Origin of the sequence: Mucilaginibacter sp. AK015 (genome assembly GCF_014200785.1) — a bacterium.
In the GTDB taxonomy this organism is placed as follows: domain Bacteria; phylum Bacteroidota; class Bacteroidia; order Sphingobacteriales; family Sphingobacteriaceae; genus Mucilaginibacter.
This window is the reverse complement of sequence record NZ_JACHCV010000003.1, coordinates 75,013-87,931: the sequence shown is the minus strand read 5'-3', so window position 1 is coordinate 87,931 and position 12,919 is coordinate 75,013. Positions and strand designations below refer to the sequence as shown.

Below are 12,919 nucleotides of genomic sequence, written 5' to 3'. Positions count from 1 at the left end.
TTAAATTATTGTAACTCCGTCTATAAAATATCCGTTTAACAAAGTTTTAGGGATAAACTTGTTACAGACACATTTTTATAATTGATTTTTTCTAAATTTACCTCTGAATATATTTTGCAAAATATGAAAGTACTTACTAATACTGCTTTGGTGTTGGGGGCGTTAGGTGTTATGCTTAGCAGCTGCAGTAAACGTCAGCAATCACAAAAAACAGGCTTAGCTTACAACGATCCTACAAACGGCGGCTATTTACGCTTTCAGCAAAGCCACCCTACCCCGGGCCCGGGCCTTGTACCAATTGAGGGCGGAACTTTTGTTTTAGGCGGCAGCGCCGACCAGGATGTTACCTACGAGTATAACAATATGCGCCGCAGGGTAACTGTACCGTCGTTTTACATGGATGAAACAGAGGTATCTAACCAGGACTGGCTGGATTACCTGCACTGGATAAATATTACCTTCCCCAACGATAACGAGTTGTATTATAACGCCCTGCCGGATACACTGGTATGGCGCAGACCTTTATCATACAACGAACCTTATGTAGATAATTACCTGCGCCACCCGGCGTTTCAGGATTACCCCGTAGTTGGTGTTACCTGGGAGCAGGCCCAGGATTATTGCGTGTGGCGCACCGACCGTACCAACGAAAACATTTTACGCGAACGCGGTAACCTGGTAACCTGGAAAGACGCCGCCGGCGGAAAAAACGGGGCAACGCCTAATAATGCGTTAAAAGAACCGTTTAACACCGACATATATTTAAATGGCCAATATAAAGGCCAGGGTATTGATGGTAAAAAAATGATAGTTGACCTTAACCCTAATGCCCCTGCAACAGGTACAGGTAAAAACGGTCGTCCGGTGAGGCCTGTGCGTTTAGAGGATGGCATATTAAAGCAGGGTTACCGTTTGCCGTCAGAAGCTGAATGGGAATATGCCGCTTTGGCACTTGCAGGTAACACCCAGTTCGAAAACATAAATGATGGCCGTGTATATCCATGGGATGGCCTTGGTGTGCGTTCGCCTAAAAAGACTACGCGTGGTTTGATATTGGCCAACTTTAAACGCGGCGCCGGCGATAACGCGGGAGTTGCGGGTGGCTTGAATGACAAGGCCATTATAACAGCGCCTGTGCGTTCGTACCAGCCAAATGATTTTGGTTTGTATAACATGGCCGGTAACGTTAACGAGTGGGTAGCCGATACTTATCGCCAAACATCCTTTGAAGAAGTAGACGACCTTAACCCTTTCCGTGGTAACCAGTTTACCAATAAACGCCTTGCCGACCCTGCAAAGGGCCTTTACGCAAAAGATAAATATGGCCGCCCTATTAAAGACCCGGCCCGCTCAAATAAAAAATTGAAATACGCCGATATGATAGCACAGCAACAGGCACAGGCTGCCGGTGCTGCAAATAACGGCGCACAACCTGCTGTTACAGCAAACGCAGATCCGCTGGCGGGTAAACCTTACACTTCGGACTACAGGGGTTATGGCGACTCCGTAAATACCAGTTTGTACGGTACCACCACCTTAGTGAACGACCACTCGAAGGTGTACAAAGGCGGGTCGTGGAACGACATGGCTTACTGGCTTAACCCGGCAACCCGCCGTTTTGCCGATCAGGAAAGCACCAGCGCCGAAATTGGTTTCCGATGCGCAATGACCATGGTGGGCGCGCCTGAGATACACCCTGAAGGCAAACCGCATTACCCTGTAAAAAGGCCAAAAAACTATAAAGCACGCTAATAGGTGTAAAAGCAAAACTTTAAGTCCCTGACGGTTAACCGGCAGGGACTTTTTATTTGTATACAACACGCCGCCATGCGGCTTAGTTATCAGATAATTGTAAAATGGCTAACGCTCTTTCAAATGCCATATATTAAGCGTATCTTTGCGCCAAATTTATAAGGCCGCATTTCATGCAAAAAATAAGAAATATTGCGATTATCGCACACGTTGACCACGGTAAAACCACATTGGTTGATAAGATTTTACACAGCTGCGCCATCTTCCGTGAAGGACAGGAGACCGGTGAACTGATATTAGACAATAACGACCTGGAACGCGAGCGTGGTATTACCATCGTATCAAAAAACGTTTCGGTAATGTATAAAGATGTTAAGATAAACATTATTGATACCCCTGGTCACGCCGACTTTGGCGGCGAGGTTGAACGTGTGCTAAAAATGGCCGACGGCGTTTTGCTGCTTTGCGATGCCTTTGAAGGAGCTATGCCCCAAACCCGTTTTGTAACCCAAAAAGCTTTGGCCCTGGGCTTAAAGCCAATTGTGGTTGTGAACAAAGTAGATAAAGAGAACTGCCGCCCTGAAGAAGTTTACGAACAGATATTTGAACTGTTTTTTAACCTTGAGGCTACCGAAGAACAACTGGATTTCCCGGTTATCTATGGTTCGTCTAAACAAGGTTGGATGAGCACCGACTACAAAACACCAACTGAAGATATTTTTCCGTTAATGGATGCCATTTTGGCAAATATACCGCCGGCGCCTATCAACGAAGGTTCGCTGCAAATGCAGATCACGTCATTAGATTATTCATCTTTCGTTGGTCGTATCGCTATCGGTCGTGTGGCACGTGGTACCATTAAAGAAAATATGCCGGTATCATTGGTTAAACGCGATGGTACTATTCAGAAATCGCGTATCAAGGAACTTTATACTTTTGAGGGATTAGGAAAGGTTAAAGCCACATCGGTTAACGCCGGTGATATTTGCGCCGTTGTGGGTATCGAAGGTTTTGATATTGGCGATACTATTGCTGATTTTGAAAGTCCGGAGCAACTGGAGGTAATCAAAATTGATGAGCCTACCATGAACATGCTCTTCACCATCAACACATCTCCGTTTTTTGGTAAAGAGGGCAAGTTTGTAACATCGCGCCACCTGCGCGACCGTTTGTATAAAGAGATGGAAAAAAACCTGGCGCTTAAAGTTGTTGAAACTGAATCGCCCGATTCATACCTGGTGTACGGCCGCGGTATCCTCCATTTATCAGTATTGATAGAAACCATGCGCCGCGAAGGTTACGAGTTACAAGTAGGCCAGCCGCAGGTTATTGTAAAGGAAATTGACGGTGTGAAATGCGAGCCGGTTGAAACCCTTATAGTAGATGTACCGGCAGATGTTGCAGGTAAAGTTATTGAATTGGTTACACAGCGCAAAGGAGACCTGTTGGTGATGGAGCCTAAAGGCGACTTACAACACCTTGAGTTTGATATACCTGCTCGCGGTATTATCGGCTTGCGTAATAACGTGTTAACAGCCACCGGTGGCGAGGCTATAATGGCGCACCGCTTTAAGGCTTACGAGCCATGGAAAGGTAACATCCCCGGACGTTTAAGCGGCGTTTTAGTATCTATGGATACCGGCAAAACCACCGCTTTTGCCATTGATAAATTGCAAGACCGCGGCCGTTTCTTTATCGATCCGGGTGTTGATATTTACGAAGGCCAGATATTAGGCGAGCACATACGCGATAACGATTTGGTTATTAACCTTACAAAAGGCAAGCAATTAACAAACATGCGTGCATCGGGTAGCGATACCAACGTACGTATAGCGCCTGCTATCAAATTCTCGTTGGAAGAATCAATGGAATATATACAAGCTGATGAATATATCGAGGTTACCCCGCAAAGTATCCGCATGCGTAAAATATTCCTGAACGAGAACGAAAGAAGGATAAACGCCAAGAAGTTTCAGAGCCAGTAACTGTGTTAAAGGTAAGGCGCCTTGACCGATCTTGAAGCTAATAAAAAGCAAAGGGCTTTCCTAACGGAGAGCCCTTTGCTTTTTATATATTTGCGCTATATATGCGCATACCCAGCATCCCCGGATTTGACCAGCAGGCCTTTGAAAAGTATTTTAAAAATACCGGCTGGCTTTTAATAGCCCGGGTTGGCAGCATGATAGTTAAGTTTTTAATTAACAGTGTGCTGCTATCGCGATACCTTAGTACCGAACAGTTTGGTGTTTTAAATTACCCTATGGCCATTGTTACTTTTACCATGGCTATAGCTGCGCTTGGTTTGGATGGCTTTATCACCCGCGAGTTGCTTACGCATCCCGAAAGGAAAAACGCTTTGCTGGGCACGGCGTTTTGGCTCCGGCTTGCGGCAGGTATATTAACTTTACCTTTGGTTTACGGAGTTTATACACTGCTGTCGTTAGCCAAGCCGTTAGAAACTCCGTTTAGTTATGTTTTAATAGTCGCCTGTACATCGGTGGTGCAATCTGTAAACATTATCGACAGCTTTTTTCAGTCGAAGGTGCAGGGGAAAAGTATTATGCTGGTACAAGTATCGGGTAATATTGCATCGGCAGTTATCAAATTGCTGTTTATAGTATTGCAGCTGCCGCTTATATGGTTCGTTTATTCGTTGGTGCTCGATACGGCTTTATTGGCGGTGGGGTATATCATCCTTTACAGACAGAATGGAGAACGCATAAGTAATTGGACGTATGATAAGCGCATAACAGGCTATCTGCTCAGGCATTCGTGGCCGCTTGCTTTTTCGGCCATACTGGTAACCGTTTACATGAAGATAGACCAGGTTATGATACCTATGTATGAAAATGCGAGCCAGCTTGGTATTTACAATACGGCAGCCAGTCTCAGCGAAAACTGGTATTTTATTCCTGTAGCCATAGTAACCTCAATATTTCCGGCCATTATGCATGCACGTAAAACCGAAATAGAGCGATACTATAAACGATTGCAAAACCTGTACGATTTGATGGTGGTGTTAAGCCTGGGCATTGCAATTGTTATGAGTTTGGGCTCAAATTTAATTTATCACCTATTGTACAAGCCCGCATACTGGCCCGGGGCGCCTGTATTAGCTGTACATGTTTGGGCTGGTGTGTTCGTGTTTTTAGGCAGCGCCAGCGGCCAATATCTGATAGCCGAAGGGTATTTTAAACTGTCGATGTTGCGTACCGGTGTTGGCGCTATAATAAATATCATCCTTAATTTATTTTTTATTCCGCGTTATGGCATTATTGGCGCGGCTTATGCCACTCTAATAGCCTATGCGGCAGCAACGTTTTTTATATTGTTTATCCCCAAAACAAGAGGGCAGGGGGTTATGATGTTAAAATCGTTATTTTTGATTTCACTTTTTCAAAAGATTGTAAAACGTTGAGTACATTTTCATCATTAATAAAAGTATTAACCAATCCGTCGCACCTGCGTGCGCTGTTATCGTTTGATAAAAAAGGGTATCTGAATGATATTGGCTGGTTTAAAGCCTTTGATACCCGGTCGCCCGTTGATAATGATGGCAATCCAATTCCGTGGGTTACCTATTCTTTTATTGACTTTATAAAAACCAGGCTTAATAAAGGTCACATGGTGTTTGAGTTTGGTTCGGGTAATTCAACATACTTTTACGCCAAATATGCTGGTTCGGTAGTGTCTGTTGAGCACGATAAGGAGTGGTTTGACAAAATAGACCGATCTGGAAATAAACCGGCTAATGCAGAACTGATATATAGCGAACTGATAAAAGGGGGCGATTATTGTCGCATGCCTGTTAAGCTAAACAAAAAGTTTGATATTATTATTGTTGATGGCCGTGATAGGGTAAATTGCTGCATGCAGGGGGTCGAGGCGTTATCGCCAAACGGCGTTATGGTATTGGACGATTCTGAACGCGACGTTTACCAGGAAGGTATAGACTTTTTGATAAGTAAAGGATTTAAGCACTTATTACTGAGTGGGATATCTCCGGGACTTTTTTACCGTAAATCAACATCGGTTTTTTATAAAGCTGATAATTGTTTGGATATATAATGAACAATGGAAAGCATCAGCCACAACCTGAAAAAGGCGTACAACGATCTATACCAGGACCATGACGAGGCGTGGCGGATGCTTGGTGCAAAGTATAAGGCACATCATATTATTACTGTATGCAAAGGCCAAACGTTTAATAAGATACTGGAAGTTGGCTCGGGCGATGGCAGTGTGTTAAAAAAATTATCGGAATATAATTTCGGGTCTGAATATCATGCGGTAGATGTCTCTGAAAGTGCGGTAGCATACACCCGCGCACGGAATATCAAAAACCTGATATCGGTACAGGTTGTTGAAGGGTACCAGCTGCCCTTTGCAGACAATAGCTTTGATCTGGTGATCTTGTCGCACGTATTGGAGCATGCAGAACATGAGCGCATCTTGCTGCGCGAGATCAAACGCTTAAGCAAGCATGTTGTGATAGAGGTTTCGGTTGATTACAAGACAAAGGCCGATAAACGCATAGAGCATTTTTTGTCGTATGGGCTTATCAATATTTATACACCAACAACTTTAAGATATTTATTGCAGACCGAAGGCTATAAGATCAAAACAGATATGTATTCTATTATATGGCCCGAAGTTACGCGCTATAACACTTTTATCAATCAAAAGAAACCCGGAAAGTTTATCGATAGGTTTAAGATACTGGCAGCCTATGCCATAAAAAATACGATAGTTGAACTTAGCGATTCCTTCCGGGAGCGACTGGCCAATGCTTATACGGTGTTATGTACTACAGCCGGCAATCAACCCGGTATATTCAATCAAACACCAACAGAGTCTCAAAATTCATCAATACCTATTTATTAATTGAAAGCCATAGCACCTATAGCGCTTTTTGTATATAACAGGCCGTATCATACCGACCAGACACTGAGTTATTTGCAAAAAAATTTATTGGCGGCGGAGTCGCCTTTATATATATTTTCGGACGGGGCTAAAACCTTGGCTGATAAGGCCAGTGTAGAAGCCGTTAGGCTTGTAGCAGCGGGAGCATCGGGTTTTAAATCGGTTAAAGTTATCGAGCGTGATCAAAATATGGGGCTTGCCAATTCCATCATCAGCGGGGTTACGCAATTGGTTAACCAATATGGCAGCGTAATTGTATTTGAAGATGATTTGATATCATCACCCTATACACTGCAATATTTTAACGATGCGTTAATACGTTACGCTAACCAGGATCAGGTAATGCATATTGGAGCATATATGTTTCACCTGCAGGACAAATCGTTGCCCGAAACCTTTTTTTTTAGAGCCGCTACCAGTTGGGGGTGGGCTACATGGGCGCGCGCCTGGAAAAACTTTGAGCCCGATATCGATACGCTGATGGCGCAGTTCGACGCAGAAAAAATCCGCCGCTTCTCGATAGATGGCACCATGAACTTCTGGAAACAGATGCAGGAGTTTAAGGCCCGTAAAAACAATTCATGGGCAATACGATGGTATGCATCGGTGTTTTTAAAGAACGGACTCACCTTAAACCCGAGCAAATCGCTTATACACAATATAGGGCATGACGGCACCGGCGTTCACTCTAATATCGAGCACATGTACAGTGTACAGGTGGCGCAGCAGCCCGTATGTTTTTACCCGGATAAAATAGAAGAAAACGCAAAGGCTTACCATGCTGTTAAGCATTTTTTAAGAAACCGGAAAGGTGGCTTTTTGCAGCGGGGCATACGTTTTGTCAAACAACTCCGGGCGAAATATGTGCTAAAAAGGGGGTGACTTATCAACATATTTCCAAATAAAATGCAAGTTGTTGATAAAAAAAAGTTATTTAATATTGTCTACTAAGTATATAGATATTATATTTGGGTAATTATTATATATCCTACCCAACCAATTGTTCTTTATGATATAATGAGGTCAGTAAAAACACAAAAAGAGAAAACCAAAAATTTTCTCTTTTTTGGTTTTAAAACATTGGTACACTCTGTGGTGTTATACCTAAAAATAACTAAGCCATGATAGAAGAGAAAGATACCAGCCCCGCTTATAAAGATGGTAAATACGAGTTTGAAATGCATTACTCTGGTCGAGAAGTACCATGCCGTGTTCAAAAGGAACAAAACAAGCTTGATGTATGTATAGATAAAAATATCGAGGCCGAACTAACCGTTCAGGATGACGGTTGCCTTGTGCAGACCGGCGGAACCGAACTTCCCGATTCGGCTGTTGATTATATCAAAAAACGCATATTTGGCTAACGGCCTGTAACCATCATTAAAGGGTACCGGGTGTGGCGATAGATATCTTGTTAATATGGTTATTGCCGCTAAACCCAGTACCCTTTGTTATTCCCGCCTTTAAAATGTTATCCCTGTGAACGTTACTTACCTTAATCAAACTCTCCGCATCCTTTTATTATTTATTTTGGTGTTTGGCGCCTTGTATTTTGCATCGGCCGTTTTGATACCGCTTACCTTTGGGGCAGTATTATCCATGTTGCTTTTACCATTGTGCCACTGGCTGCAAAGTAAAGGAATGAGTAACGGTTTCGCATCTGTTTTAAGTGTATTAGCGCTGCTTGTAGTTATAGGTGGTATTATTACACTGTTGCAATACCAACTGAGCGATCTGACGGACGATCTTTCAAAGATCGAAGAACGGGTAGGAAGCCTTGTTGCGGGCGTTAAAGATTATGTAAATCAACATTTTGGCATATCGCACCGCGAACAGACTAAGATAATAAAGGAACAGCAAAGCGGCGGTATGGGTAAGGTTGCTGGTATGGTAACCACGCTTGCAGGCTCGTTGGTTGGGATAATTATAGATTCCGTGCTGGTAGTGGTATATACCTTCCTGTTCATGTTCTATCGCGTTCATTTTAAAAAGTTTATACTGCGTTTGTTTAAGCCAGATAACCGTAAAGACGCCGAAACTGTACTTACCAGCGCAGGCGCGGTTACCCAAAACTATTTAGGTGGCTTGGGCCTGATGATTGTAATGCTTTGGGTTATGTATGGCATTGGGTTTACCATTGCCGGCGTTAACAACGCGCTGTTTTTTGCCGTATTGTGTGGCATACTCGAGCTGGTGCCTTTTGCAGGTAATATCACCGGCACATCCATTACCGTTTTAATGGCTTTGGCGCAGAGCGGTGATACCCGGGTTGTAGCAGGGGTATTGATAACCTATGGACTGGTACAATTTATACAAACTTATGTGCTTGAACCCCTGGTTGTTGGCGACAGGCTTAACATTAATCCGCTGTTTACTATCCTCATAATAGTGGTGGGCGAAGCCGTGTGGGGTATCCCCGGCATGATACTGGCTGTGCCGCTGCTGGGGATATTTAAAATAGTTTGCGACCATTGCGAACCATTAAATGATTACGCCTTTTTAATTGCCCCGCCTAAAGAGAAAAAAGGAGAACAGGGTAATTTTATAACACGTTTATTCAAGCGCGCAAAATAACGATCGGACGTTCGACAGCGCGGTATTTATTTTTTGGCGGCAGTAATACCTTTTACATTTACCGATATGATGCTGGCATGCTTCATACCAAGTGTTTCGCCGGGGATGGTTGTTAAAAACAGTTTAAGGTACGTGTTCATGATGGCGGTAGAAACTTTTATGAAGTTTGCCTCGGCTTTTTTATCGCCCAAAAAAACTACCAGCGGTTTACTGTAATGCCATACACCGGCCGAATCTACCACGGCCTCGAACGAATAGTCAAAATCCTGGTAAGCTTTATTAATAACTATATTGTAAACCGGGTTCAAATAATCATCATCCGTACTGTATTTATTATCTAAAAGACTGGGTACTGCTTTCTTCTTTTCAACCGTAACATTGGGGTTTTTACTGATAAGCTGCACCGGTTGCGATGCGGCAAATGCTTTCTTAATGTCAGCGTTGGCCTTGTTTACCAAACCGCGAATAAAAACGGTATCCTGTTTGCCGGGGCGCTGCAGTAACGCAACATCGGTGTGTAATTTGTTTTTTATAAAATCCTCGGAATAAAGCTTCATCGTCACACGCGACTTATTAAGGTTCATCGAGTCGCCATCTGTTTCGAGCAGGGCAAACACGAGGCTATCCTTACTCATTGTTTTCATTTTTAAAAATGCGTGGGCAATATTAAAAACAGAGTCGGTACCCAAAGCCAGCGGGAAGTTGAAGAATTGTTTTTTTACGGGGCTATACAGGGCAGCAGAGTCTGCCGATACAAACCGAAGCCTCCAGTCGGGCACCAGGTGAAAGCCATACTCGTTAAACGATAGCCCATTATTTTGCTTGCGCGATACCTCTAAAAATGTAATGCCTTCTACGTCTTTAAAAGATATTTTAAATTTTTCTTTCTTTTTAGGGCCACAGCCGGTAAAAAAGATAAATGATGATATTAAAATTACTGCTGGTTTTATTGCTTTTTGATAGATGGCGGGCATGATGCTAAAATATAAAAATTGTTTTAGTTGCAAGGAAAACACATAGTAACATTATCGGGTAATTTATAGCCGATATTTGGCTTGGCATTATTGTTTGGCTTATTGTTTTTTTGCTATCTTTAATATAACCAAGTGTTTGTATATGACAGCTTTATCACCAGCCCTTATCGTTAAACTTGTAATTGGGTTATTAATAACAACAGGAGGCGTAACTTTAATATTTAAGTTTTTTAATAAACAAAAGCCCATAACCAAAATATCTTCAAACGATGTGTCTAAAGATATCGAGATCAGCATAGTTGATACCCTGAATACCTATGATGGCATGGCCACGCAGTTGCACCTTACTTACGTATTGTTAGGGTGTATAGCTATTATCTCATCGGTTTTTGTAACAACATTTATAGCCAGCGATACCGCAAAGTATTCTTCCGAATATTTACCCTATGTTTCATTTGCCTCAACGGCGTCGTTAACGTTAATAACCGCATTTAATTTAGGTGCAAAGGCTAATAATTGCCGTGCGGCATGGCGTTATCTTGATTATGCCTTCTCGCGATACAAAACCAAAGAAATTACTATTGCCGAACTGTTAAAAGCCAGATTTGAAGCGGAAACTATTATGGGCGGGGTAGATTTTCAGTACAAACCCTAAATAAGCAAGATCTATCCCAAAACCTCTTCTAGTACCTCGTGCGACCGGATATTGCCAAAACCCTCGATATGCATAGCGTAATATTCCAGTAGTTTATTGATCAGGTAACGGCGCTCGTCGTTGCTTAACTTAACTTCATCTACATTGGCAAAGCTACTTTGCAGCAAAACATAAAAATTTTTGGTATGCGGCGGCGACAGGTAGTTTAGGCTATCCGGCTTATAATTGCTAAAAACGCCATCCCTCATATCAAAATAATTGGCCGTAGCCATATTGCCGCCGTGCGGGTAAAAGCCCAGGTACCGCGTTAGCTGAGTTAAAAATACCAAGTGAAAGTTTGCCAGCCCGCGGGTTTTATGATCAAGCAGTTCGATGGCATTAAAGATAAAATCAAATATGTTTCCGTCGGGCGTTTGCTGCTTTACAGCTTTATACAATACCTCGTTCAGGAACATGGCAATACAGCTTTTAACCACGTCGTATGGGATGGTATGAAGGGCAGGCGCGTTCTTTAATTCGGCTATACGCTGCACGTTGCCATTGCTTTTGTGATATACCACCATATCGACCAGGTGCAGCGGCTGAAGCATATTGCGGCCTATTTTGGCCTTTGGCTTTTTTGCTCCATTTATGATGTACGATTGCAGCCCGAATTTTTCGGTAAATATCTGTACCACAACACTACTCTCGCTGTAGTCGGTAGTTTTAAAAACAATGCCGCGGGTTTTATGCAGCATGGCAAAGCAATAATATTTTCATACCGGTTAGCGCTTTTTAAAGTTCTCGATGAGTAGTATCACAAAGCTTATGCAGCCGGCCAGCCCCAAGCCTGCCGAAGCGCCGTTACAAATATCACGGTAGGTTCCGGGTGGTATAAACAACTCGGCCGAGGCAAAAAGTATAAGTGCTGTGCCTAACAGTAAAAAGGTACGGGCAACCTGGTTTTTCATCCCTTTTTGAATTACGTTTAAATTAAGCCATTTAGGCTTGTTTAACCATCACAAAGATATTTTATTTATGTTAGCAAACGGACACAGGTAAACCAACAAGTATCAAAATTATATGTTATTGTAAGATGGATCTGAAACTGAACAACAAGGTGGCAATTGTGCTTGCGGCCAGCAAGGGCTTAGGCAAGGCTATTGCAATGGCATTATCTGCCGAAGGCGCAAAGGTTATCATTGGCTCGCGCGATGAAGCCGCACTGAACAAAACCGCTGCGAAAATTAAGCAGACCACTGGTAACGATGTGATAGCCATCCCGGTTGATGTTTCCGACGCTGCACAGGTAACCGATTTTATAAGCAAGGCCGCTGATGCCTTTGGCCGTATAGATATTTTGTTAAATAACGCCGGCGGCCCGCCCTTTGACAAGTTTGAAAATTTTGACGATAGCCAATGGCAAAAGGCATTTGAACTTAATTTAATGAGTATGGCGCGCACCAGCCGCCTGGTATTACCTCACCTGCAAAAAACAGGCAGTGGGCGCATCATTAATATTATAAGCGGATCGGTTAAATCGGTGCTGGGTAATTCTGTGTTATCAACCGCTATGCGCATGGGCGTTGTGGGTATGGCAAAATTGATGGCCGATGAATTCGGCCCCTATAACATTACGGTAAATAACGTAGCGCCAGGCCTTATCCTTACCGACCGTATAAAACATACGCTGCCAAAAAGTGCCGACCCGGATGCGGCGCTGGCCGAAAAGGCCAAAACCATCCCGCTTGGCCGTATTGGCAAACCCGAAGAACTGGCCGCGCTGGTGGCGTTCCTGGCATCAGAACAAGCGGCCTATATAAGCGGGCAAACCATACAGGTTGATGGTGGGGCGGGGCGTAATATTTATTGAGGTTTTTTACCGTCCAGCCTCTTCTTTTTCATAGCACGGAAACCAATTGCAAGCACACAGCCTATAGCGGCGCCTATCAATACATTTTTCCATTGCTGGTTTTGTGCGCCAACAGCATACAGGCTGAAGATGGCAAACAGTATAATGAGCACACCTGCAAATACCACCACAAATATCTTAAAATTCATA

General features: G+C 43.3%; 14 protein-coding genes. 10 read left to right on the top strand and 4 right to left on the bottom strand.

The annotated features are described in order from the left end of the window. Positions 1-123: 123 nt before the first annotated feature. From HDC91_RS12705 to HDC91_RS12670, 8 genes are all read left to right on the top strand, one after another. Complete coding sequence (locus HDC91_RS12705; RefSeq protein ID WP_183552716.1) at positions 124-1,752, top strand: SUMF1/EgtB/PvdO family nonheme iron enzyme; 1,629 nt, start codon at positions 124-126, stop codon at positions 1,750-1,752. Between the two features lie 173 nt (positions 1,753-1,925). Beyond that, positions 1,926-3,737, top strand: coding sequence for a translational GTPase TypA (gene typA, locus HDC91_RS12700; protein WP_183552710.1), 1,812 nt, complete (start codon positions 1,926-1,928; stop codon positions 3,735-3,737). Positions 3,738-3,838: 101 nt separating this feature from the next. Next, a complete protein-coding gene (locus HDC91_RS12695; RefSeq protein ID WP_183552708.1) occupies positions 3,839-5,170 on the top strand; it encodes a flippase in 1,332 nt (443 codons plus the stop codon). Then, positions 5,167-5,820, top strand: coding sequence for an FkbM family methyltransferase (locus HDC91_RS12690; protein WP_183552706.1), 654 nt, complete (start codon positions 5,167-5,169; stop codon positions 5,818-5,820). The genes HDC91_RS12695 and HDC91_RS12690 overlap by 4 nt, the downstream gene beginning before the upstream one ends. A gap of 6 nt (positions 5,821-5,826) precedes the next feature. Beyond that, a complete protein-coding gene (locus HDC91_RS12685; RefSeq protein WP_183552704.1) occupies positions 5,827-6,636 on the top strand; it encodes a class I SAM-dependent methyltransferase in 810 nt (269 codons plus the stop codon). Then, on the top strand, positions 6,637-7,557 hold the full coding sequence (locus tag HDC91_RS12680) for a sugar transferase (protein WP_183552702.1): 921 nt from the start codon (positions 6,637-6,639) through the stop codon (positions 7,555-7,557). It abuts the gene before it with no gap. Positions 7,558-7,796: 239 nt separating this feature from the next. Further along, entirely contained in the window at positions 7,797-8,039 is a 243-nt protein-coding gene (locus HDC91_RS12675; protein ID WP_162430694.1) for a hypothetical protein, read from the top strand. A 115-nt stretch (positions 8,040-8,154) separates the two neighbouring features. Beyond that, positions 8,155-9,249, top strand: coding sequence for an AI-2E family transporter (locus tag HDC91_RS12670; protein ID WP_183552700.1), 1,095 nt, complete (start codon positions 8,155-8,157; stop codon positions 9,247-9,249). A gap of 26 nt (positions 9,250-9,275) precedes the next feature. Here the strand turns inward: HDC91_RS12670 and HDC91_RS12665 are convergent, their stop codons facing one another. Further along, the gene (locus HDC91_RS12665) at positions 9,276-10,223 is read right to left on the bottom strand and encodes a hypothetical protein (protein ID WP_183552698.1); all 948 of its coding nucleotides are present in this window, start codon (positions 10,221-10,223) and stop codon (positions 9,276-9,278) included. 142 nt (positions 10,224-10,365) lie between these two features. Here HDC91_RS12665 and HDC91_RS12660 point away from each other — a divergent pair, with 142 nt between their 5' ends. After that, complete coding sequence (locus HDC91_RS12660; protein ID WP_183552696.1) at positions 10,366-10,878, top strand: hypothetical protein; 513 nt, start codon at positions 10,366-10,368, stop codon at positions 10,876-10,878. A gap of 11 nt (positions 10,879-10,889) precedes the next feature. Here the strand turns inward: HDC91_RS12660 and recO are convergent, their stop codons facing one another. Together recO and HDC91_RS12650 are read right to left on the bottom strand one after the other, a co-directional pair. Next, on the bottom strand, positions 10,890-11,615 hold the full coding sequence (gene recO / locus HDC91_RS12655; RefSeq protein ID WP_183552694.1) for a DNA repair protein RecO: 726 nt from the start codon (positions 11,613-11,615) through the stop codon (positions 10,890-10,892). A 27-nt stretch (positions 11,616-11,642) separates the two neighbouring features. Continuing rightward, a complete protein-coding gene (locus HDC91_RS12650; protein WP_183552692.1) occupies positions 11,643-11,828 on the bottom strand; it encodes a hypothetical protein in 186 nt (61 codons plus the stop codon). Positions 11,829-11,953: 125 nt separating this feature from the next. Here HDC91_RS12650 and HDC91_RS12645 point away from each other — a divergent pair, with 125 nt between their 5' ends. Next, a complete protein-coding gene (locus HDC91_RS12645; RefSeq protein WP_183552690.1) occupies positions 11,954-12,730 on the top strand; it encodes an SDR family oxidoreductase in 777 nt (258 codons plus the stop codon). On the opposite strand, the gene HDC91_RS12640 is transcribed toward HDC91_RS12645, so the two are convergent. Then, on the bottom strand, positions 12,724-12,918 hold the full coding sequence (locus HDC91_RS12640; RefSeq protein ID WP_162430701.1) for a hypothetical protein: 195 nt from the start codon (positions 12,916-12,918) through the stop codon (positions 12,724-12,726). The two genes, HDC91_RS12645 and HDC91_RS12640, sit on opposite strands and share 7 nt — an antisense overlap. Position 12,919 lies beyond the last annotated feature (1 nt).